This window comes from Dysgonomonas sp. 216 (genome assembly GCF_010501065.1).
Classification (GTDB): domain Bacteria; phylum Bacteroidota; class Bacteroidia; order Bacteroidales; family Dysgonomonadaceae; genus QVMM01.
The window spans coordinates 199,165-222,237 of sequence record NZ_QVMM01000002.1; the positions used below are offsets into that span (position 1 = coordinate 199,165).

Sequence of the window (23,073 nt, forward strand, 5' to 3'; positions counted from 1 at the left end):
TTATTACTGAAAATAGACAATATATGTACTTCCTTACTTCGTAGGGTATGAAATTACATCCTTTTCTGAAGATGTAAACGAAACATCCTTTCCACGTTACTCTTTTATTTTCAAAACAATACTTTCTGAATATACATTACATATCGCCCACTTGCTTTTTGCGTAAACTTAATAGTATTCACACTATAAGTTCGTACTATCATTCCACAACCCATCTGCACCTATAATAGTGCTTGTCAACAGATTTTTTTTGAACGGAAGGGTTGAAGATCCTCCCACCCTGACTTCCGCCAAACCTGCAACGTTGGATACAAATTTAATCCTGATGAAAGCTATGTCGCAGCCAAAATTGCCACAAGCAGTACGTACTTTATCGTTAATAGAACTTTCAGTCTGATCGACAACAGTTTTCCAGTCAACATCGTCGCCCGAAACTTCTATTATGTAACGGTAAGCATCTTCGGAGGGAAACTCAAGCTGAATTTGGTTCACACAGTAAGATGCCTCCAGAGCCAGTTTCCACCATTTTTCCGAGTCCCCAGCCTCGGGTTTCCAAATAGTAGAGCTATTATCGTCATTCACATTAGCTTTACTTGTACCTTTCTGCGTCGAACTTACCCACGAAGGCCTGTTTTTTGCCAATAACATTTCTGACGATGTTATTGGAGGCACATCTCCTATTTGTTTTACATACCTTTTATATGGACGCTCTTTCGTCTTTGGCGTTACACCTTCGACCCAAACCGGAGACCCTTCTGTTGTTATTGTTATGGTTGCGCTTTCGACACCCGGCGCCCTTGCTTCTATTACGGTAGTTCCTGCATGATAAGATCTGAAAGCTATTGCAGCCTGTCCGTCACGAATGGTTATATCCGACTCTTCGTAGTCCGATGGAGGCATAAATTTAATAACCGATCCTGTTGGAAATTCTCCGGGCCCCGAAACAATAGCCAGTTCGACCGGAATATTATTACTTATATGCTTTCCTTCCGAATTGAGCACTGTTACAATAATCTGTGCATCGTCCGTACCATTTGTCGATTTCAATATAGTATTACTTGCTTCGAGTCTAAGTTTTGCAGGAACGCCTTCGGCAGGCCATTGAGGCTCCTGTGGATTTCTATTTCCATTTTTTAAAGCTTCTACATACCAATAATATTGTCTTTTGGGCAATCTGAAATAATCGACCATTCCCATTGTTGCAAGTCCTACACCTCCAATAGTACCATGATCGAAGCCACACCAGATAACATGCCCACTTCGCCACATTGGCGGGTTCCACGGGTTGTTGCTTCCTTCCGGAGATTTTAAAATATCGCCCCATCCGGCAAAAAACTTACCGGGACGATGAGCCGTTGTGCTTCCATATTCCGAAACTAAACTTGGTACACCGGGGTTTTGATACAACGAGGCCCCGTCTCCATTATAAAAAGCAATTGCACCTTTTCCTAATTTATCAATCTCTCCCCGCTGAGCACCGCCTATGGCTACAGTTCGGGTTGGGTCCCACACTCTGGAGCTATCTGTTGCCATATTCAGCAAATTCCTCATAGGCTCTAAAGTCGATTGATCGGTAAAGAATGGCTCGTTCGACATGCTCCATGCTGCAATTGAAGCATGATTACGGTGTATTTTTATCATTTCTTTCAGCTGGGCAAGAACGCTTTTATCGAAATAAGGCTGATCTTCTTTTTTAGGTGGATAGCAACTCGACGAGGGACCTCCCCAACCATCACGGTCGCCCGAGCCTCCGCCCATTCCCCAGAATGCATTTTCTTGAAAAAGAATTATCCCTATTTCGTCGCAAGCTTCCGAAAATGCCGGATCGTGCGGATAATGCGATCCTCGAATACAATTAAAGCCTGCATCTTTCATCATTTGTACATCACGCCTCAGTGCTGCATTTGTTACAGCATCGCCCCATCCAGCCTGATCTTGATGAACGTTTGCGCCTCTTAAATAAAAATGCTCTCCATTCAGAAAGAACCCCTTATCGGTAGTCCATTCAAACCAACGGACTCCAAATTTTGTCTCATATTTATCAACCTGCTTCCCATTCTGAATAACTGTTGTTACAGCCTTATATAAATTAGGAGTTTCGGGCGACCATAACTTAGGATTCTTTAAAGGAGGCAGTGTTTGTTTGAATATCTTCACGCCCGATTTTGGAACGATTCCTTTTGAGGAAACTGAAGCTACAACTTTTCCGTTTGCATCTTTTATCTCTGTTTTTACTGTGCATTCCTTGTCTTCATTATGGTTGTTACGTACCTCTGTTTCGGAATTACATACAGCAGATTTTTTATTCACTTGCGGAGTATATATGAATGTTCCGTAACAATCAACATGAAGTTTATCGGTTACATTCAGAAAAACATCGCGGTATATTCCTCCGCTAAACTGATGATCGCCCGCCCTTGGTGCAACACGAGCATTCCACAAATTATTAACTCTTACGGCTATAGTATTTTTACCTTTTTTCAGATTGTTTGTTATATCGAAAAAGAAACCGGTATAACCTCCAACATGTTTTCCCAGATATGTTCCGTTTACATAAACTTCGGTTTCGATAAACGAAGCCTCAAATTCAAGTGTTACATTTTTACCTGTCCACGAGGCAGGCATTTCTACCTCCTTACGGTACCATCCGTATCCATCATACACTTGCTTCGACAAAAAGTAAGGCATCGAAAACGAATGGGGTATAGATATATTACCCCAATCGCTATCGTTAAACAACAAATTTTGTGCTCCAGCCCAATCGCCTAATACAAATTTCCAGTCCCTGTTAATATTTATCTTCGACCGAACTTCTTCTGCTTTTAAATTTACTGCTGTAAAAAGGCTGATAAACAGTACTATAAATGATATTTTTCGACAATTCATGGTAAATTATTAATTAACAATCAGTTCCTGTATTTTTAGCTGAATATAAGGAACTATTCCGGCTATATGTTCATCAAAAAAAACGGTATAAACCTCATTCTTCTCGGTATCGAAAGAAATCCTATTTTCAACCGACTTATCGAATGCTACTTCATTATTATTACTATTTGTTACTTTACTAACGTTTAGTAATGGGAAATAAACGTTACATACATTGCCCGACAAAGATTGTATTGTTGCTTTTTTCGGTTTCGAATTTTTCCAATCTAAACCTATTGTAAAATTTCCTTCTGCTTTTAAGCCGCCAAATGTTCCTGTTGGCCACGCCGAAGGCAATGCAGGCAATAAATGTATAAAACCCTGATTGCTCTGAACCAGCATTTCGGCAATTCCAGCCGTTGCTCCGAAGTTTCCATCAATTTGGAAGGGCGGATGTGCATCCAGCAGATTCTCGTAAACACCTCCATCAGATATACTCATACTAGTACCCTGTATATAAGTTACATTGAGAGCTTGCTTTATCAATCGGTATGCATGGTCGCCATCGAATAGGCGCGCCCAACAAGCTATTTTCCATGCACGGCTCCAGCCGGTACCTTCGTCGCCACGCGACTCCAGTGTTTTTTTTGCGGCATCGGCAAAAGCCTTATCTTTTAGATAAGATATCTGGTTTCCCGGATATAGAGCCATGAGTTGCGACAAATGGCGATGTTGATTTCCGTAAACATCGAGTTTCTTTTTATCGTATTTCCATTCCTTAATCTGTCCCCAGCTACCGATTTCGAGTCCATTATCGAGTCTCGAAAACTTATCAGACAATTCGGACATGAACGAGGCATCGGCATTCAACACTTTACCTGCTTTCAGGGTATTGTCAAAAAGTTCCCAAATAAGCTGTTGAGCATAGGCTACGCCATCTTCCCAATCGCCTTGTTCGGGCGACCACTCATCCGGAGCAACCAATTTTCCATTTTGATCTTCTTTCAACCTATCGAACCAATATTGGCAGGCACTTTCCATTACCGGAAATGCCGTATTTTTGAGGTAATCCCTATCGTTTGTATATAAGTAATGTTGCCACAAATGCATACAGTACCAAGCATTAACAGGTCGGTTTATATTCCAGTCGGTTTGTCCGAAAATATTACTCTGAGTGTGTAAAGTCCAACCCCGATTATTTTCTTTTTCAGCAACTTGCCTAAACGAACCATTTTCCTTTAAAGCTTCTATTTTCACATAATTGATGAACGGCATGTGGCATTCGGATAGATTCGTGTTTTCGACCGGCCAATAATTCATCTGAACATTTATATTTGTATGAATATCGCATTGCCACGGTGGATTGTTGCTATTATTCCATATTCCTTGCAAATTACTAGGTAAATCCATTCCACGCGATGAAGCAATCATCAGATAACGTCCGTACTGAAAATATAACATATCGAGATAGTTGTTTTCCTTATGTTCACGAACCAGTTTATCGGTTGTCATATCGGGCATTTGCACACCCAAATCTAATTTAACACGATTAAAAAAGGGTTGATAATCTTTTATGTGAGCCTTTTTTAAGTCGGCATATTTTTTTGCCGAAGCAGATGCAATACGTCCTGACAGATTTTTGTGCAATTGAGTAACCGTTTTTCCTATATAATTGGTCGAAGCTATATCGTAATCGGTTGCTCCTGTTAGCAAAATAGTCACTGAATTAGCGTTTTCAATCCTGATTTTTTCATTATCCGAACTTAGTTTTCCGCCCTCGTTTAACACCTGAACCTGTGCTTCGTACGAAATCAGTTCGAGTTTACCGGTCATGGTAATATTATTCCCCGAAACAACAGTAGTTCCTGCATGCGCATCTTTCAGGCTGACCGAAAGAGAAAGTTTTCCTTTTTTGCTTGCCGTAAAACGCATCACCAAAACACTATCGGGGTTACTGGTAAAATATTCGCGTAGGTATTTTACATTGCCTATTTTGTACGAAACAGAACCAACAGCTTCATCCAAGCTCAATTCTCTATAATAATCGGTGTACGCTTGCTGTCCTTCGAATTCAACAAACACATCACCAAAGTTTTGATATGCACCCCGTATACTAGTACTTCCTCGCCAAACGGTTTTTTCGTTGAACTGCATCTGTTCTGTTTCAACTCCTCCAAAAAACATACCGCCAAATTCGCCGTTCCCGATAGGTAACGCCGAAGTCATCCACGCCGTAGCAGGCTTGTCGTACCATAATTTCATTGGTGGCTGACCGGCAGCATAAACACCTAAAACACAAAAGTGTGCAGCTAAAAACAGAATTAAACTACCAAATTTTTTTTTCATTATCTTCAATTAAATTTTTAAGGCTATAATCAGATTTATATTAAACACACATTCTCTTTTCAACGTTACTCGAAATTAAAAAATGTGTGTTATAAAAAAGTGCTATAATTTTTTTCACACAAATTTCATCAAAACTTACAGCTAGTTTCGTTTCCTGAATATGAAACAGTTTTAGTTACTACTTTATTTTTATCATGTAAATCAACATGTATTGTACGTACTTTTTCCATATCAGAAAATTCTCCATTTCTCTTTCCGAAAGTTAAAGTCTTCTTTTTATCGTTCCAGTTTAACTCAATTGTCGAATAAGCATCTTGCTCATAATTGTAGTTATCCCCTTCATCCTCATAAAAAGTGAAACTAGTATTTTTTCCGGGATATACCGAAATTCTGATATCCTTTCCACGCAATTCTCCTGTATGTTGTATTACCGGACCCATCGGGACGATTGAGCCTTGACGCACAAACAGCGGAATTTTATCTATCGGCGCATCTGCTTCAATATGCTGTCCGCCTTTGTAATAATTACCGGTCCAGAAATCAATCCAGCCTGCTCCTTCAGGTAGATATACATTTCGTTTTTTATCTATACCTGTCAGTTCAAGCGATTCTTTTTCATAATACATCGGAGTAGTTACCGGGCATGCAAGAAAGGCGGGACCAAACATGAACTGATCTTTTATATCAAACACATTTACATCATTCGGAAAGTCGAAAGCTAACAAACGGCTTATTGTATAATGATTTTGGTTTACTTTGCCTGCAAGAGAATAAATATAAGGCAGTAATTGATAACGTAAATGAATCATTTTCAACAAACTGTCGTAAAAAGGCTCGCCGGGCTTCCCAAAATTCCATATTTCACGCGGAGTATCTGTACCATGACTGCGGAAAAGCGGTAAAAAGGCGGCATATTGAAACATACGGGTATAAAACTCCCGATAGCCTAAATCGTTCACTCCCTGCTCAAAATCTCCTTTCCAGAACCATTGACTTCTCTTTTTTGTAAAGAAAGCTCCTATATCTACAGTCCAATAAGGACACCCGGTAGCCATAAAATTCAATCCCGAAGGAATCTGTTGTGCGAAAGATTTCCACGAAGCATACGTATCTCCATTCCATGTAATGGTTGCATAGCGTTGTTGCCCTGCATAGCTGGAGCGTGTCAGGTTTACTACACGTTTACTGCTTGATGTAGCCCGCTGGTTTTCATATATACCTTTCGAGTGATAGAGCGAGAAAGTACTGCTGCGTTCGGCTCCCAAAACATCACTCAATAAAGACATATTATGCTCCCAGCGCTCCTTATGACTATCCCATCCGTAACCGTCTTTCATATTTCTCCAGTCAGCATCAAGTGGTTCCGTACAATCGCACCACCAAGCGTCAAAACCATTATTGAAAAATTCGTTATCGGCATAATTCCAATATTTTTTTCGAGCCAGCGGATTATATGCATCATAAATTGAACGTTCAAGCATAAAGCCATCTTTCCTGAAATCATCTGTCTGTGGGCAGTTGGTTGGATTAGGCCAAATAGAGATCATCAATTTGGCATTCAGCATGTGAACCGAATCTGCCAGATTAGCTGGATTAGGGTAATGTTTACGATTCATTTTCATATATCCCCATCCCTGAGGCCAGTAATTCCAATCTTGAACAATTACATCCAATGGCACCTCACGCTTACGGTATTCTGTTACCACATCAATTATTTCTTTCGAACTTCTGTATCGCTCTTTAGACTGAATATACCCAAATATATAACGTGGCATCATGGGAGATTCTCCGGTTAGTAAACGATATTGTTTTATTACTTCATCCATGGTAACCCCCTTCATAAAATAATAATCGATTTGTTTGGCGGCTTCCAGTTCTATAAAACTACCGGCTCCTTTATCCGAATAAATCATTCCGCAACCTGCATCGAAAAGCAAACCATATCCAGCTGTCGAATTAAGAACCGGAACCATGGCTTTCAGATTATGTTGGGTTAAAAATAGTTCTTTACCTCTCAAATTCAGGTAATCTTCCATATGTGAACCTAAACCATAGATAGCTTCGTCATTTGACCACTGAAAATGATTGCGATACTTCCAATTATACCCGATAGTATCACGACGTAATACATCCATCACCTCTTTTTCGCCATCAGCTGTTTTTACAATCCGTTTAGATTTTTCGTCGTATGTTACTTTCTCCTTGTAAACTTGTTCTCCCTCGTGTGGATTCATATTATTCTCGGCCAATAATAACCGATTGCTTTTAGCATCCTTGTAGGCAACAGAATGGGTTCTCATATCCACCTGAACAATCAGGCTATCAGACAATAGCGACAAAATATCCCCTGTCCGTTTGGTTTTGAAAAACACTTTCTTTTCCGAACGCTCCAAACAAACTATCGTTCCGTTTCCTAAAAAATCCGCCTCTTTTGTATACTGTACTCGTACAACTTCCGGCGACACAAATTCTACACGCAAAAGCCCTTGTTCTTGTTTTGTTTGAAACTGGACTCCATTCTGTAAAACAACATACCCTTGATTATTTTCAGCATAAACAAACGATGCTGTTAAACAAAAAAACACTACTATCAGTAGCTTATGTATCCATTTGTTCAGACTTAAGACTTTTAATTTCATAGTTATTATTAATATATATTGTATCTGTTTTTCAAATTATCCCGAAAACCGGCAACGGATATATTTCAAGCCTGCTCTTTGTTTGGTTCGTTTTGGCTTGCCCCAACCACGGCAGCTTTTCACTCAATCTTTTTGTGTTTTTCCGAATCTTTTTAGTGCTTCCATTGCTAACAACTATTTAACACGAATATCTTTCGTATATTTTCCCCTATTCATATTCAATTCGTCTAACGACTTGGCACGTATTCCATTTATTACAATATTTTCGAACGTAATATTTTTTATCATTCGATCCGGAGCATACCCTTCTGTCAGCGCCGAATTTTCATTTTTTCCATTATAATAAATATTCCGAAACGTTATATCCTCTATACCTTTTCCTTCGCCTGTGTTATACTTCTTGTTATACATTACCCGCAAATGAAACAATTGCCCTTCCTGAATGCTCTCGACACGGATATCCTCGAACAGTATATTCCTTGCCGTATTATAATCGCCAACATTTACAGCCATGCAGCCCTGATAATCGGGGTCGTCCTCATCGTGTTCCAATATATCGATATTACGAAAAACGATGTTCTCCATTACTTCATCGCCTGTTTCGGTATTTCCGTGTGTACCTATATTTATAGGATGGGCAACATCAGCCCATAGGGTCGAATTCTGAATTAAGAAATTACGCGAATCGCCCCAAAAATCCCATCTGTGGTTATAAATTGCAATACAGTCGTCGGAGTTACGCATAAAAACGTTATCGATAACAACATCCCTGCACGACATAAAATCCAAGCCATCGCTCCAACCCTGATAACTGAACGATTTCAGATTGCTGATAGTTATATTTGTAGATTGTCCTCCACTAACAGTGTAATACCGTGGATTAAGAGCTATAATTCCATCAATTGTTATATTGTTCGAAAAATCGACACTAATAGCCTGAGTTGGCTCCAACAAAATTCCCCGTCCGCATATTTTTACATTTTCAACTTTATGGCAATTCAGTTTTCCTGCCAAAACAGCACCCCCTTCTAAGTAAACAGTCGAATTAGATGGTATATTAAACACCTTATTTATCGAATCGGTTGGTTTATGATAGCCTGCTTCGAAATATATTACATTGGGGTCGTTCTTGTCGGGTTTGTTTGTATCTATATCTCCCGCAAACAAATGAAGATTATTCAAACGGTTGCCATTACATTCTATCGATAAGTTTTGAGGCTTGTCGATAGTAAAACTTATAACATTACCATCTATTTCGGGCACAATACCTTTCGATAATGGACTTATAATTGCAGAATTTAGTTCTCCGTTATTTTTTTGAACACGTACTTCGACCGTTCCCGAAAAATCGAAATACGCCATCGAAGCCTCGCTTTGTGTATCCATATCTACTTTTACAGTATATTCGAAAAGGTCGACCCATTTCCCTCCCTTCTCTCTTACTTTTACAGTAAAATCGTCGTTATGGCGAGCATAGTACAACTCGGCAGGAATCGGATAAGTGATAATTTCAGCTAAAAGTCCCTGGCTTAAAAAGAAACATATTACGAAAAGAAAAATTCCTCGAATATTTAATATCCCAGTCATGATAAAAGATTTAACTATTACTTGCAGCAAAGTTATCAAATAAACACCCTTTACTATGAGTCATTTTGTAGACAATTATAGGACAATATGTATCATTGTGCTATAAATCACATTTAAACAGAGGTGCTCACGCTTGTTTTGCTAAAGAAAGAACAATATCAACAACTGGGCTGCCAACACCCTTAAAAACATAACTAGCGGATAAACCGATGCATATCCGACCGCCGGTGCATCGTTGTCGGAAACAGAATTAGCATAAGCCAAGGCAGGTGGATCGGTCATGCTTCCGGCTATCAAACCCATCAGAGTAAAATAATTTATTTTGAATACAATTCTGGCTATCATTTATAATCGCAAAATCGAATTGTACAATTTTTTAAAATGAAATGTACATCAAAACACACGCACGGATGTTTGAAATACATCTACAACTGTACAAATATAGCAAAAGCCATTCAGATTGTTTGAATGGCTTTTAAATTATATTTAAACGCTATTTAATTACAATACACTATCTCTCAATATCTCATACATCTTAGTGCCTAAATATTCGCTGCTAGCTGCATCAAAATGGTAAGCATCCAAAAGTGTTCCATTCGACATGTCAACCATGAAAACATATTTGTCCTGTGCTGCAACTCTTTTCATTGCTTCTTCAACAATTGATGAATATTGACCTGATGCGTGTGGTACAGTTCCAAAGATGAATGGAAGTATTGGATTGCCAACAACACCACGCACATAATCAATCACATCACAAAGACTGTCATAGTATTGAGGTGCAGAAGCTGCCAACCAGTCACTTTCACCCTGATGCCATAAGAAAGCCTTTATATCAAATGAATCAGGATTGTTTGCAATAGCTGCCCTGATTGATTGTTCAAAGTTTTGCAACAACTTAGTTTTATTTGATGGTATGTTTTCAAATCGAGGTGTCCAAAATCCACCACCATCACCACCATTCGGTGAAATAGCCGTTCCACCCTGTGACCATTTGATTTCATACACAGTGTCATTCAATAGATGCTGCAACCTGCTTAATACAATAGCATCGTATGCCCAACGATTAGAACCAAGTGACCATGTACCAAAATTTGCATTCAGATTGTTTTTGCAATACTTTGTGTTTGGTATTTGACCACCTGTCAGATAATTAACAGTTGCACCACCTTCATCAACATAGGTTGAAGGAAATTGTGCAGCAGGAACACGTCCATCTGTATTGCTTTGACCTGCAACAATGATACATTTTTTCTTTGTGGATGCTGCATATTTTTTTGATACATTGCCACGCATAAACATATCAGACTGTGAAGCCAGGACACGTCCTGTTGTTATTGATCCACCACCTATTTCTTCAACAATAGCATCAATATTAATATGCTCAATTCTTATTTTCCCTGATTTGCCAATAGTTATTTTTGTATTGGCAATTGGAAATAAAGCACCACCATTAACATTGAAAACAAAACCCACCTGTGAAGCATTTGATGGCATTATATATTCATAATGTCCTGTGTCATAATTAATATTAGTGCATTCGTTGAAGTTCAAACGTTTCACAAAATTGCCATCATTATCAACAAATGCACAAAGCATTGATGTTGGTTGCGTTGAAAAGAAACCATCCCAAACAATCAGTGTTCCTGGCAATACCTGTTTCAAATTCATGTATCTATATTCAGGATATTGTGTGCTTATTGTCACAGGCTGTCCGACAGTTCCTGTCCAATAACCATTGCCATCTGCAATGAAAGGAAAAGGTGCAACACCACTATCAAACAGCATATTGTTATAATCAAACATAGCTTTAGATGACAATGCTATATCATTGCGATCATCTATTGCAGCAGTGAGTTTTGTTATACCCTTCTGAATTTCGGTTGCTGTTGGCAAAACTTCATCTTTTATTACAGATTCATCTGTTATGCCAATGGTTATTTTTGCATTGGCAATTGGAAATGCAGCATTGTTTATATCAAAGAAAAAACCGATTTGTGAAGCATTTGATGGCATTGTATATTCAAAATGTCCTGTATTGTAATCAATATTAGAACATCCGTTGAAATTCAGACGTTTCACAAAATTACCTGCTGAATCTATTAATGCACATATTGCAGAAGTTGGAGCATTCGCAAAAAAACCATCCCAAACAACCAATGTACCAGGTAAAACATGTTTAAGATTCATGTACCTGTATTGTTCAAATTCGGTGCTTATCGTTGCAGGTTGTCCAACAGTTCCTGTCCAATAGCCATTGCCATCTGCAATAAAAGGAATTGTGGCATTATTGAATAAATCCACTCTTTTGGTATATTCAGCCAAATCAATCTCCTGTTGTGTTGGCACTTCACCAGTGTCAGTCCATGCACCTTTGTCCGCAAAAACTTTGTGAACTGTGCCAGGATAAGGTGTGCCAACCCACGCAAAAAAGTCCTTTTTATTCTCATTTTGTGGATGAATAGCAAGCAATGCAGCCAATGATGTGTGATACCCTTTGAAATTGGTTGTCGCATTTGCCAAATCTTCTTTTGATGCTTTACTGTTGAGTGCATCAGGCAACCCCAAAACAGATGATTGATCAATTCTTTCTGACTTATGCCAAAAAGATTTCCATGATTCTCTAAATTGTTCTTCTGTTGGATAGTCATTCTTTTCAAACCAACTCAATATGTCTTTTAAACTAGCCATGATTTTAATATTTTGCACGTATTACAAAAGCCAACACATAAAAAGGTGGACGGTTTTCATGTGCTTTATTCTTACCTGATGGTGATGACCATGCCCACGCATTATCACTGTCATTTCCGTTACTTCCACGCCTTCCTGTCAGATAATCATCTGCATATCCCCAGGGTGGATTCCAATCCTGATTCACATTTTCCCCCCAGGGCATGATGTGCTTATGTTCAGGCATTTCATCAGTGGTCAAAACATGTTCTTTCTCACCACCTATTTTGCCTATTTCATTATAGTCAGTCACACCATTATCATAACCAACAATAAACCTTTGTCGAAGATCAGGCAATTTAAAGCTGCTTTCACCTTCCTTTCCATAGAAGTATGCAAGATCAGGATAGTCAGCAGTGTTCACTGTTGATCCATCACAAAGCAGATATTCTTTTCCCATTCTTTCAGGTAATCCTGACCACATTTTCACAAATCCAGGTGATTCACCACGAAGTGCATTGATTTTGTTTTCCAAATCCTTATTGGTCAAAACCTGTTTCAGATCATCCCAAAGAATATCACCATCATCAGCAAATATCACTTTTCGATGAATGTATGCTTCGGGATAATCAACACCTGCATAATGGTCTGATTCTTTCGTTTCCTGAATTTTTATTTTCGCTTTCTTTGCACCACCTGCAAATGGGTACAACTGACCATTGATCACAATCAATCCTTCACTGAACACACCTTTTCCACCATCTGCACATCCTGTCAGAATGAAATTATCACCACCAAGCAATGCCAAACTTCCTGCCATCTTGATCATGTTTTGCAGAAAATCGAATGTATATGTTGATTGTGGAAAGTTTTCCTTTGCTAAAAAATTTGCATTATTCATTGACTACAATATATTTTTTGGTTGATAATTTATGTCTATTCACTATCTGTTTTAACTTGATCATTTCACTTTCTGAAAGTGTGTAACCTGATGGAAACACAATTTCAAAGTCTTTTTCATTTGCACCAATCTGACCTTTTGCATTTAGCAGAAAGCGTTGATCAGTGTTGTGTGATGGAATCAATATCCGTTTAGTTGTTGTTTTCTTCCAGGTGATCAAAGCATCCAAATCCACGTCTGTTGTGCGTATTTTTATACGTCTTTCTATAAAGTCAAATTCATCATTGATCATCGCTTCCATATAACACACCTGTGAATTTGCAGACACCACCAATGAATCAATGTATCTGACAAATGAATCACTGATCAATTCAAGTGGACGCACCAGTGACCGTAATAGAATTGTGGTAATATTTTTACGCAGCATTATAGGCAACAGCAAAGTCACCAACAACGAATAATTTGTATTATAGTATCTCTTCATTTGGAATAAAGTTCAATATCAAATTACTGTCTGATATCTTGTAATATCCTGCATGTGGAATTTCACGTGCATCTATTTCAGTATATTCAGTATAATAACCATATCTTGATGCTGCTGATTTGAGTTCTGCAACTTCAACACCATTCAGGTTTTGCAACACATCCACCAAACCCTGATTGGTATATGTACCATTGAAAGGAAGGTTGTTCAGATAATTTCTGATTGCACTTTGCACTGGTGAATCATTTTCACCATCCAACTGTTTTCCATCCTGATCAAGAATCAATGAATCATAATAAATGTCGATTCTCAATCGCATATCATCTGCTTGATCATTGATCACCTGCATTCGTACACCTGCATCCTGAATGGCATTTATATATGCTTTAAATGCAGTCAACTGGTTGTTTGATAATGGTTGACGCACACCATTTGAATCAGTGGCAATTTTCAGATATAAGATGCTTTTATCTAATGATTCAACTGCTGCTGAATATTTGACAACACGTCTTTTTTCAACTTCTTCACTGGTCAATCCAGTATTGTCATATCTGTCTGTTTCTGCAATCAAATCCTGACCAAACTGAAATTGCTTTGCCATGTGTGCATACCAGTTGCTTGTGTGTGCTTTTTGTTCATTCAATAGTTGCTGAATATCAATCTTGTGCTGTGAAAACAACTGTTGATTCACCCACATACAAGTTGCCACAATGAAGAACAATATATTTTCGATAGACACTGTTGAAAACTGATCTTCAAATGTCAATCCATCCTTCAATCCATATTTATTCCTTACATCATCGTTTTGAATAAACATGTCAGTCATTGATTTCTTTATTTCAGCAATTGTCATAATTATTTGAATATTTTATATAGAAACTTAGACACAAAGAACACGATCACACCCACCACCATCAGTCCGAAACCAAGCAATATTTTTTCTATCATGGAAAGTCCTGGCTTTTTCGTTTCTTCTATCTGAATATCTTTTTTGCTTTTTTCAACTGATCCATCTTTGATCACTGAACTTGCAACGCTATCTGTCACCTGGTGATGTTCTGATTCTTCCTGCACATCCGTTTCTTTGTTGATATTGATATCATTTTCTTCTTTCAATGGATGTAAACCAGTTTCAGGATTCATAGGTTTTTCAGTGTCGTATTTCTTTTGATTGATGTTGATGTTCAATTTCTCATTCATCAGCTTTTTCATCACCTGATCTGATATCACAGACAGGTCATGTGCATCTAACATCAAAACATCCTTCTGAATGTTGTTTTCTTCTTTCAGTTTCGATTCAACAACAGTGCTTTGTGGTGCTTTGCATGAAAACACCATCAGCGAAATAATTATCAACAGGAAGTGTTTCATTGCTTAAATTCTTTTTTTACGTCAAAACATGGACATGCTTTGTTTGCAAATTCGTTGTGTCCATGAATTGTCAGATTATCAAACTTTGACTGCAACGTTTCAACCAGTTTATGCATTGCATTTATTTGTGCAAGCGTCCGTGTGTCTTTTGGTTTTCCATTGCTGTCTAAACCACCTATATAGCATATGCCAATGGAATTTGCATTTTGATTCAGGCAATGTGCACCTATTTCAGACAGATCACGTCCTTTGTGTACCGAACCATCCAAATAGATCACAAAATGATAGCCTATTTTCTTGAATCCACGCTGTTTGTGCCATTTGTCAATATCTTCAACTGTGAAGTGCTGACCTTCTTTGGTTGCTGCACAATGCAATATAATTTTGTCGATTTTTCTCATATTTCAATCTTTTCTTCTTGCTGCACATCCAACTACTGTGCATTTATACCTTTTCAGTTTACCAACTTCAATGGATATTTCACGAACCCTGATTTCAAGTTTGTCAACCATTTCACGCATTTCTGCATTATCTTCACGCATTTTGTCTTTATCAGTCCGTAAGTCCTTTATAGTTTCCTGATAAACTTCCTGAACGGCTTTCATTGCATGTGCTTCTGCTTGTCTTTTGGTTGCACGTGCAGTGATCACAGTCAGCAATCCACCACCTGAAAGAAAAGCAATTATTGTGTCCAAATGTGTTGATAAAAATTCGATCATGACACTACAAAATTTATTTCAATACCCATATTTCCAATACCACCACCAATTTGTTCTTCTTTGTAATCTGATGCTGTTGCAGGATAAATGTTATTGCGTTTATAATAATTGATCACACGTCTGTTGATTGGATCAGGATTAAGCAATGATGTTCCTATTTCCAAAGCATCAGTGGTTGATATTTCATTTTTGACAGCCATATCAATCAGACCTTCAATGCTTCCTGCTTCACGCACAGTGATATCACCCAACCATTGTCCTTGTTTACTTATAGACTGCATTTATATTCACTTTTTGATCTTCAATTTCCAAATACTTCACTGTCATTCCATCATCCACCAACTGCTGTCTGATCTTGTGTTTATACAACAGATATTCGTGATCTAACAACATGCTGTCAATACCGACACCCACTGTTGGTTGTTCCTTCATTTCACCTGGTTGCATTTTCAGAATGATGGTGATATTCTGATTTGTCACATCACCAAGATGCAAACCCTGCACAATCTTTCCTTCTGCATCCTTCAAAATCTGCACATGCAAATCTGCTGTTTCCTGATCAAGCAATAAACCAACATTCTTCATTTTAAAATCTGTTTAAATTGCGTTTCAACCTTCTTTAATTTCGCAATAGTACCAGGATCAAAAGTGCCTGTTGCCGTTCCTACTGATGTAGTCAGCACCAATGTTCCTGAGAATGCACCAATTAAATCAGATACAGTTTCCATCAAGTTCACACCATTGCAGGTGATTTCAACCTTTTCATATTCATCTGCTGCCAATACAAACAGATTATTATAATCACCTGAAAAAGAACCAATCAAAACGTGTGTGTCTTTTGCAGGAATCAGAAGCACTTTATTATCTGCACCTGTTGTGGTCGGTTGCAATCGCACATCATCCAGTTTCAGATTATCAATTTTCACAGTACATGTCGCACCTTCAACACTCACCACCTGTGCATTGAAGAACACAACACTGTTTTTCTGAAAACCTTTCAATAATTCTGCTATGCGTGCGTATTTACTCATTACTTTGCCAATTTTCGTCCAATTTCAACTTCACGAACACCACCCTGATCACTGAATGTGGTTGTAACCGAAACAGCATAATAAATGCCTTCTTTGTACTCATATTCTTTGTCTTTTATGCGTACAGAATAGGTCGGTTCAACATAAGGAATCAACCAACTGGTGATTTTTCCTTCATATCCATCATAAGACAGATGTTTCATTTCTTCTTCACCACGTTGTTTCAGTGCAGCATCATCCATCACATTGAAAACCTTGATGGTTCGTTTTTCACCACCAGTTGTGCCAATGGTCACTGTTTTCTTCTTTCCATCCAATCCAATTCCTTCAACAGTGATTTCAAACCTGCGATCATCTTTGTTCCTATATTTCAGATCAGATGATTCAATGTTCACTGCAAAATCATAGACCACATCACCACCTTTTTCAATATATGCAGGATGCACATTCAGTGTGTCACCTTGCATGTAGATGTGTGCATTCGTATCATCTTGCAATTTTTTCAGTACATCGAAAGCATTTGCATCTTTGATCACAAATTTTTCATAAGTGATGTCATAGGTGCAATTCAGGTTTTTCATTCCGATCTGTGACAAACAATATTGCACAATTTCTTTCACCGATGTTTTGTTGAACTGTTTATCAACAACAGGTTTGCGTGTCAAGTAGATAGAATCTTCACAATTGAATATGATGCTGCTGTCATCCGTGTCAATACGTTGCAGATATCCTTCAAATTCTGTCACCAGGTCATCATCATATCCAAGTTTTACGATCACAGGATCACCAACCTTCACTTTATTTTCAATATCCAGTGATTGGTTATAAACCACACCAGGCACAGTGATGATTGCCGTACCAGTGATCACACTGACCGATTTGGTTATTTCAACCGATTCTAACAATCCTAATTTGTAGTTGCCTATCTGTATGTCATAAACCATGTTAAACATCTTTCACATCAATAAAAAGATTATACAAATCATCACTGACTGCTTCAATGCTATAATTCTGAACATTTTCACCTTTCGAGAATGGAAATTTATAATCTTCAATCACGATCTGATGAACATCCAACAGTTGCAGCAATTCATTCTGAACTTCAATGGCTGTTTTTTGCCTGATCAGATTGGTCAGGTCAGTCACGTTTTGTGATGGATAGGTATATATATCAGGATGAATAAATGAACCTTGTATGCTAACCTGAACATCTGCTTCTGACCAACGTTCTTTGATCGTTCCACGCTTGTCTGATTTTGCAACGCTTCTTTTGATGATTTCATTCTTTCCTGCAATTGAAATCAATGGTTCGATAGGAAACAACCACCAATCACCATCAGGCATCCGCAATGACAATGGCAAAACCATTTCCACTGTATATCCTTTCTGCATCAAATCTTTTGCCTGATGCACAGTGATATTGTTTCGTCTGTTTAGAATCGTATTCATTGCATTATATCAATTGACCTTGTGCCATTGAAAGCACACGTGTTAATTCATCCAAAATAATTTCACGCATCCGTGTTCCACCTTCTTTGGCATTGGCAGCATTGATGACAATCCTGTTTCCCATTTCACCAATATTGATGGTCACATGTGTTGTTTTCGATCCACCTGTTGCAATTGCATTGGCTGCATCTTTGCTTCCTTTTCCACCAGTTGATCCACCACCTGAACCTGATCCACCACCTGTTGCTTCCATTCCTGGCACTGTTGGTGAAGAAATGCCCAATTGACCTTTCAGACCACCAACAACATCAGACAATGATTTGTCATTCCAACTGAAACTTCCTGCTGCTTTCTTGAATTCGTTGGCTGCTTCAATACTTAAATTTGCAACATTCTTTGCACCATCCACAATTGCTTTTTTGCGTGCTTCTGTGTCTGCATGTATCTGTTGCAGCATCCGTTGATTGTCAGAACTGTCACCGATTCCAACTGCTTCTTTAAACTCATACCAACCTTCTTTGATCTTATTCAACCCTATCATTATACCATTGATCATGGTGTTAAAATAGAGTTTCACAGATTCCACATAGGCTTTGAATATAAGTTTAGCACCATTCACAGTGTGTTCCCATGCTGCACCCCAACCATCAATTTTCAATATCAGATAAGCAAGCACGGCAATCAAAGCAATCACACCTGCAACAATCCATGTCACAGGATTTGCAAACATGGCAGCATTATTTGCCCACCATGCAGCAGTTTCAATTCCTTTGAAAAAAGCTAACATTTTAGTGACACCGACATAAGCCAACGTTGCTACTTTGACAATACCGATTGCAGATGCATAAGCAAGCATTGCACCACCTGCAATCAGCAACACAGGATTCAAATTGGTTATTTTTTCGGTTACTTTAGCGACAAAACCGATGGTGTCTGTCAACAACATATTTGCTGCACGTAAAACAGGCAAAATCAACGGTTGCAAAATATTATCATACAATTGGATCAATCTTTCATTTATTGTATTCTGCAATCGTGACCATTCACCACCTGTTTGTGATGCCATACGATCAATCATGTTGTGATATAAACCACCTGCTGTTGTTGCATCATAAAATGATTTTTTGACCATTTCAGATGTGATCAGACCTTTTGCCATTTCGTCTTTCAGTGTCGCAACGCTTTTTCCTGTGGTTTTTGCCATCTGTGTCAATGGATTGAAACCTGCATTGATCATCTGCAATAAATCCTGACCTGTCAGTTTCCCAGTTGATGACATCTGTGCAAATGCAAGCGATAATGAATTGAATTTATTGACATCACCCATTGCAATATCACCAATCACACGCAAATCAGACATTATCTGATCCGATGCAACATCAAAACCTTTCATCATCTGAACTGCACCACTTATCGCATTGCTTCCATAGGCTTTTGCTCCAAAATCAGAAATTTCACTGATCATCTGTTTAGCTTTGTCAGCACCACCAAAAAGCACTTCAAAAGAAACGTTTTGCATTTCCCTTTCCATACCTGCTGTCACCGATGTTGCCAAACCTTTTCCAATCAGTGTTCCGATACCCAAAGCACCTGCGATCTTTGCCAATCCACTCATGGATGAAGTGATTCCACTAACTGATGTTTTATCCAATTGCTGAACTTCTTCACGTAAATCTTGAACATCAGAACGTGTTGAATTCGATGATGCACCCACACGTGAAAGTGTGGATGACATCTGATCGTTCAATCGAAGTGTATAGCTTAGGATATTCATTGTTGTTCAGCTTCTTTTTTTCTTATCCATTCCAGTGATTTGACCTGAATTGCCCATTCTGCATCAGTCAGCACGTCAGGATCAATGTGAAGAAAGTATCTTAGTTGTACATCAGTCTGCATCAATCCATTTTGGGCAACGACATATTGTGCTGACTTTAGAGCTTTGAAATAGTAGCCTCTTTGATTTTTACTATTTCATTGAGTTTTGCCGAAACTCCAAAAAACAGTTCATCATCAGTTTTGATGATTTCATCACCACCAACCCAACAATTTTCCAACAGCACTTCGTTTGCTCTGATTGGATCATTTGCAACTTGTGCAACGTACTTCATTGTTTTTCGGTCAGGTGTTTTCAGATATGCATCATATTCACCAACTTCAACATGGTATATTTCACCATGCTGCTTTTTCCACTTTTCGATTTGATCTTTTGTTGCTTTTGCCATTTTGATTATGCTTTTAATATGTCCAGTGCCAAAAACGGCATTGAAATTTCCATGAACTTGTCACCTTGTGACATTCCTTCTTCGTATTCGGTGAATTCAACACCTTTGATCACACGCGTATTGATGGCTGTTTTTCCTGCTCCACCTACTGAATTCAGTTCAGCACCATAAGACACCACAATATCAATCTGCATGTCCAACAGATCACCTTTGGCAACTGCTGCATCCAGTGCATATAATTGACTTTGTGTGAATATCAATGAACCTGTGACAGAGTTATTGCCACGCTGAATGGTGTGTGCATTGCGTCCTTTGGCATGCATCGCTTCCTTTTCAGTTGCTTTCTTATATTTGATTTCACGGAATCCTGAAATTGGAATTCCACCAAACAGAATGCTGATATCAGCCCACTCATATTCACGTCCATTGATTCTGAATAAATCTTTGATTATATCTTCCATATCAATTTTCGTTTACTGTAAAACCTAAAACCACTTTGATATACCTGGCATAACCGAATGGACGCACACGCAATTCAACGTTCACTGTACTGGTTGCCAAAACATCTTGTGTTGGATCAATGAAGCATTGCACACCACGATCCGATGAATCAGAACTGTCAGCAGACAATTCATCATTGGCTGTCATATTGATTGCAATTGCATTTTCAACATCTTGCTGCCATCCGATAATCACAGGCTGCAACATTGTTCCATCATTTTTCACTGGCACTTTGTCCAACAGTTTTTCAACTAAAACTGCATAAGCGATCCGCAATGCTTTGTCAATGGTTCGTCTGCGTGTCAGTTGGTTGTAGTCATCTGTTGCTTTGGTTGCCAACAGGTCATCAGAAATGAAATATCCTGCAATACCTGTGAAGGTTCTGAAAGTGATATATGCTTTGTCATATATGCTTTCAACATCTGCTAATTCAATAGCTTTGTCACCTGCATACATGGTCAGCGTATTCAATGCACCATCTGCAACACGTCCGATGTTATTGTCAACACTCGAACTGGCAATGCGTCCACCAATAAAACCGATAGCCTGATTTGCTGATCCTTTTTCGCTTGAACCGATCACAACACCCACACGATTATATCTGTATGTTTTCAAGTCCACCAGTTCTTGTGGATCACCTGAAAATCCAAGTCCATCAATAATGGTGAATATTGGTGCATATTTCGTTTCAGCCGACCAATCACCTAGTGCATTTGCATTCATCATTGCTTGTGCAACATCTGAATCCAACCCATTTTCAATGGTTGCACCTTCTTTGGCAACCTTCGTGATTATCAATCCACGCACCTGACCATTGGTGGATTCAATTATGTTTCTTGCATACGGATTTTCTTTGTCCAAAACTGCTGACATGGTCAGTGTATCAGGATAGCCACAAATGAACAATTGTGTTCCTTCTTGTGCTTCTTTGTAGAAATCTGAAACAGTTTTATGAAGAAGTGCGTTATTGTCAGCAGTCACACCAAGTGCTTCCAAATCTGCTGTTTTTCTGATACTGTAATTTGTTGCAAGCACAAAAGTGTCATCAACACTTGCTGCACCAACTACAATCAGACACAACAGACCATCAGCACTGGCAATGGTTTGACCTAATGCACCGTTTCCGTATGTGAATGTTACTTTTGGTAATCCTGCCATTTTATTCTTTGTATTTTGGTACGACTGTTTGATCATCAAGCGATCTTGCATGCTTCAATGCATCGCTTTCTGCAAAAAATGGAATGTCATCACTGGTGAAGAATAGTTTGGTGCAGTTCGGATTGTTTTTGAACACATCTGTTGCAACCTTATCACGTTGATCAGTTTTTCCACCAGGCTTTGCCGTTTTTGGTGTTTTGTCCGACTGATCACCTTTGTTCACTTCACCACCAGGTTGATCCCCTTCTTTCGTTGAAGTTCCTGTTGCTTTATTTTTAGAATCCACTTTGGTAGTTTTTCCACCTTTTGTGCTTTTACCACCAGTTGATTTGGCTTTTGCGGTGTCTTTCGATACCTTCTGCGTTTCGTCTTTTGGTTCAGGATTGGTGTTTTCTTCACCTTGTACCAAAACAGTATTTTCAGGATTCGTTGAAGCATCTTTTTCTTTGTTTTCTAATTCTGACATGATTTCTTTAGTTTATAAACAGGCTTTAAATCCAGGTTAAAGCCTGTTTTGTTTAATCTTATCTTTATTATGCTTATGCGTTGGCACTGTAAATCGCACCATATCCGAATTTGCGGAATGGTATTGCTACAAATCGCATTTGGAATCCAAGCAACCAACCACGATAATCAGCCCAACGTTTTTCAGGTTCACCTTCGTTGAAGCATCTTTTTCTTTGTTTTCTAATTCTGACATGATTTCTTTAGTTTATAAACAGGCTTTAAATCCAGGTTAAAGCCTGTTTTGTTTAATCTTATCTTTATTATGCTTATGCGTTGGCACTGTAAATCGCACCATATCCGAATTTGCGGAATGGTATTGCTACAAATCGCATTTGGAATCCAAGCAACCAACCACGATAATCAGCCCAACGTTTTTCAGGTTCACCTTCGTTGAAGCATCTTTTTCTTTGTTTTCTAATTCTGACATGATTTCTTTAGTTTATAAACAGGCTTTAAATCCAGGTTAAAGCCTGTTTTGTTTAATCTTATCTTTATTATGCTTATGCGTTGGCACTGTAAATCGCACCATATCCGAATTTGCGGAATGGTATTTGTATAATATAATTGAAAAGTAGTCCACTAAAATAATTGAAAAGTATACCACCAGTTAGGTAAAATGTGTG

21 protein-coding genes and 1 pseudogene are annotated in these 23,073 nt (G+C 38.5%); all 22 read right to left on the reverse strand.

Annotated features, from left to right (window positions below; genetic code table 11):
• Positions 1–183: 183 nt before the first annotated feature.
• Complete coding sequence (locus D0T53_RS02340) at positions 184–2,886, reverse strand: glycoside hydrolase family 2 TIM barrel-domain containing protein (protein WP_163264677.1); 2,703 nt, start codon at positions 2,884–2,886, stop codon at positions 184–186.
• A 9-nt stretch (positions 2,887–2,895) separates the two neighbouring features.
• On the reverse strand, positions 2,896–5,211 hold the full coding sequence (locus D0T53_RS02345; RefSeq protein ID WP_163264679.1) for a glycoside hydrolase N-terminal domain-containing protein: 2,316 nt from the start codon (positions 5,209–5,211) through the stop codon (positions 2,896–2,898).
• A 128-nt stretch (positions 5,212–5,339) separates the two neighbouring features.
• Positions 5,340–7,850, reverse strand: coding sequence for a TIM-barrel domain-containing protein (locus D0T53_RS02350; protein WP_163264681.1), 2,511 nt, complete (start codon positions 7,848–7,850; stop codon positions 5,340–5,342).
• 174 nt (positions 7,851–8,024) lie between these two features.
• A complete protein-coding gene (locus tag D0T53_RS02355) occupies positions 8,025–9,437 on the reverse strand; it encodes a glycosyl hydrolase family 28 protein (protein ID WP_163264683.1) in 1,413 nt (470 codons plus the stop codon).
• Between the two features lie 141 nt (positions 9,438–9,578).
• Positions 9,579–9,767: pseudogene (locus tag D0T53_RS02360) on the reverse strand (transporter); the annotation flags it as partial.
• 171 nt (positions 9,768–9,938) lie between these two features.
• Positions 9,939–12,128, reverse strand: a complete 2,190-nt coding sequence (locus D0T53_RS02365) for a sialate O-acetylesterase (protein WP_163264685.1) — start codon at positions 12,126–12,128, stop codon at positions 9,939–9,941.
• 4 nt (positions 12,129–12,132) lie between these two features.
• Positions 12,133–13,008, reverse strand: coding sequence for a tail fiber protein (locus D0T53_RS02370; RefSeq protein WP_163264687.1), 876 nt, complete (start codon positions 13,006–13,008; stop codon positions 12,133–12,135).
• A complete protein-coding gene (locus tag D0T53_RS02375) occupies positions 13,001–13,309 on the reverse strand; it encodes a hypothetical protein (RefSeq protein WP_163264689.1) in 309 nt (102 codons plus the stop codon). Before D0T53_RS02375 ends, D0T53_RS02370 begins: the two co-directional genes overlap by 8 nt.
• Positions 13,310–13,475: 166 nt before the next feature.
• The gene (locus D0T53_RS02380; RefSeq protein WP_163264691.1) at positions 13,476–14,345 is read right to left on the reverse strand and encodes a hypothetical protein; all 870 of its coding nucleotides are present in this window, start codon (positions 14,343–14,345) and stop codon (positions 13,476–13,478) included.
• A 2-nt stretch (positions 14,346–14,347) separates the two neighbouring features.
• Positions 14,348–14,863 carry a hypothetical protein gene (locus tag D0T53_RS02385; protein ID WP_163264693.1) on the reverse strand — a complete coding sequence of 172 codons (516 nt, stop codon included), beginning with the start codon at positions 14,861–14,863 and terminating at the stop codon, positions 14,348–14,350.
• The gene (locus D0T53_RS02390; RefSeq protein ID WP_163264695.1) at positions 14,860–15,264 is read right to left on the reverse strand and encodes an N-acetylmuramoyl-L-alanine amidase; all 405 of its coding nucleotides are present in this window, start codon (positions 15,262–15,264) and stop codon (positions 14,860–14,862) included. Before D0T53_RS02390 ends, D0T53_RS02385 begins: the two co-directional genes overlap by 4 nt.
• A gap of 3 nt (positions 15,265–15,267) precedes the next feature.
• Complete coding sequence (locus D0T53_RS02395) at positions 15,268–15,558, reverse strand: hypothetical protein (RefSeq protein ID WP_163264697.1); 291 nt, start codon at positions 15,556–15,558, stop codon at positions 15,268–15,270.
• Positions 15,559–15,578: 20 nt separating this feature from the next.
• A complete protein-coding gene (locus D0T53_RS02400; RefSeq protein ID WP_163264698.1) occupies positions 15,579–15,863 on the reverse strand; it encodes a hypothetical protein in 285 nt (94 codons plus the stop codon).
• Positions 15,847–16,167: a hypothetical protein gene (locus D0T53_RS02405; protein WP_163264700.1), complete on the reverse strand. Its 321-nt coding sequence runs from the start codon at positions 16,165–16,167 to the stop codon at positions 15,847–15,849. The genes D0T53_RS02400 and D0T53_RS02405 overlap by 17 nt, the downstream gene beginning before the upstream one ends.
• Complete coding sequence (locus D0T53_RS02410) at positions 16,164–16,613, reverse strand: hypothetical protein (RefSeq protein ID WP_163264702.1); 450 nt, start codon at positions 16,611–16,613, stop codon at positions 16,164–16,166. The genes D0T53_RS02405 and D0T53_RS02410 overlap by 4 nt, the downstream gene beginning before the upstream one ends.
• Positions 16,613–17,557, reverse strand: a complete 945-nt coding sequence (locus D0T53_RS02415; RefSeq protein ID WP_255489372.1) for a hypothetical protein — start codon at positions 17,555–17,557, stop codon at positions 16,613–16,615. The genes D0T53_RS02410 and D0T53_RS02415 overlap by 1 nt, the downstream gene beginning before the upstream one ends.
• Before the next feature lies 1 nt (position 17,558).
• Positions 17,559–18,062, reverse strand: a complete 504-nt coding sequence (locus tag D0T53_RS02420; RefSeq protein WP_163264706.1) for a DUF6046 domain-containing protein — start codon at positions 18,060–18,062, stop codon at positions 17,559–17,561.
• Between the two features lie 4 nt (positions 18,063–18,066).
• Complete coding sequence (locus tag D0T53_RS02425) at positions 18,067–19,836, reverse strand: tape measure protein (protein WP_163264708.1); 1,770 nt, start codon at positions 19,834–19,836, stop codon at positions 18,067–18,069.
• A gap of 157 nt (positions 19,837–19,993) precedes the next feature.
• Positions 19,994–20,284 (reverse strand): hypothetical protein, encoded by a 291-nt coding sequence (locus D0T53_RS02430; protein WP_163264710.1) that lies wholly within the window; start codon positions 20,282–20,284, stop codon positions 19,994–19,996.
• A gap of 5 nt (positions 20,285–20,289) precedes the next feature.
• On the reverse strand, positions 20,290–20,745 hold the full coding sequence (locus D0T53_RS02435) for a hypothetical protein (RefSeq protein ID WP_163264712.1): 456 nt from the start codon (positions 20,743–20,745) through the stop codon (positions 20,290–20,292).
• Position 20,746: 1 nt separating this feature from the next.
• Entirely contained in the window at positions 20,747–21,943 is a 1,197-nt protein-coding gene (locus tag D0T53_RS02440) for a DUF2586 family protein (protein WP_163264714.1), read from the reverse strand.
• A 1-nt stretch (position 21,944) separates the two neighbouring features.
• Positions 21,945–22,409 carry a hypothetical protein gene (locus D0T53_RS02445; RefSeq protein ID WP_163264716.1) on the reverse strand — a complete coding sequence of 155 codons (465 nt, stop codon included), beginning with the start codon at positions 22,407–22,409 and terminating at the stop codon, positions 21,945–21,947.
• Between the last annotated feature and the right edge of the window lie 664 nt (positions 22,410–23,073).

Bases quoted from the DNA above. Each gene is read 5' to 3' on its own strand.
- D0T53_RS02440 (WP_163264714.1), bottom strand. From the start codon at position 21,943: ATGGCAGGATTACCAAAAGTAACATTCACATACGGAAACGGTGCATTA.
- D0T53_RS02350 (WP_163264681.1), bottom strand. From the start codon at position 7,850: ATGAAATTAAAAGTCTTAAGTCTGAACAAATGGATACATAAGCTACTG.
- D0T53_RS02420 (WP_163264706.1), bottom strand. From the start codon at position 18,062: ATGAATACGATTCTAAACAGACGAAACAATATCACTGTGCATCAGGCA.
- D0T53_RS02345 (WP_163264679.1), bottom strand. From the start codon at position 5,211: ATGAAAAAAAAATTTGGTAGTTTAATTCTGTTTTTAGCTGCACACTTT.
- D0T53_RS02380 (WP_163264691.1), bottom strand. From the start codon at position 14,345: ATGACAATTGCTGAAATAAAGAAATCAATGACTGACATGTTTATTCAA.
- D0T53_RS02390 (WP_163264695.1), bottom strand. From the start codon at position 15,264: ATGAGAAAAATCGACAAAATTATATTGCATTGTGCAGCAACCAAAGAA.
- D0T53_RS02355 (WP_163264683.1), bottom strand. From the start codon at position 9,437: ATGACTGGGATATTAAATATTCGAGGAATTTTTCTTTTCGTAATATGT.
- D0T53_RS02385 (WP_163264693.1), bottom strand. From the start codon at position 14,863: ATGAAACACTTCCTGTTGATAATTATTTCGCTGATGGTGTTTTCATGC.
- D0T53_RS02405 (WP_163264700.1), bottom strand. From the start codon at position 16,167: ATGAAGAATGTTGGTTTATTGCTTGATCAGGAAACAGCAGATTTGCAT.
- D0T53_RS02425 (WP_163264708.1), bottom strand. From the start codon at position 19,836: ATGAATATCCTAAGCTATACACTTCGATTGAACGATCAGATGTCATCC.
- D0T53_RS02400 (WP_163264698.1), bottom strand. From the start codon at position 15,863: ATGCAGTCTATAAGTAAACAAGGACAATGGTTGGGTGATATCACTGTG.
- D0T53_RS02340 (WP_163264677.1), bottom strand. From the start codon at position 2,886: ATGAATTGTCGAAAAATATCATTTATAGTACTGTTTATCAGCCTTTTT.
- D0T53_RS02415 (WP_255489372.1), bottom strand. From the start codon at position 17,557: ATGGTTTATGACATACAGATAGGCAACTACAAATTAGGATTGTTAGAA.
- D0T53_RS02375 (WP_163264689.1), bottom strand. From the start codon at position 13,309: ATGGAAGCGATGATCAATGATGAATTTGACTTTATAGAAAGACGTATA.
- D0T53_RS02365 (WP_163264685.1), bottom strand. From the start codon at position 12,128: ATGGCTAGTTTAAAAGACATATTGAGTTGGTTTGAAAAGAATGACTAT.
- D0T53_RS02430 (WP_163264710.1), bottom strand. From the start codon at position 20,284: ATGGCAAAAGCAACAAAAGATCAAATCGAAAAGTGGAAAAAGCAGCAT.
- D0T53_RS02410 (WP_163264702.1), bottom strand. From the start codon at position 16,613: ATGAGTAAATACGCACGCATAGCAGAATTATTGAAAGGTTTTCAGAAA.
- D0T53_RS02435 (WP_163264712.1), bottom strand. From the start codon at position 20,745: ATGGAAGATATAATCAAAGATTTATTCAGAATCAATGGACGTGAATAT.
- D0T53_RS02370 (WP_163264687.1), bottom strand. From the start codon at position 13,008: ATGAATAATGCAAATTTTTTAGCAAAGGAAAACTTTCCACAATCAACA.
- D0T53_RS02445 (WP_163264716.1), bottom strand. From the start codon at position 22,409: ATGTCAGAATTAGAAAACAAAGAAAAAGATGCTTCAACGAATCCTGAA.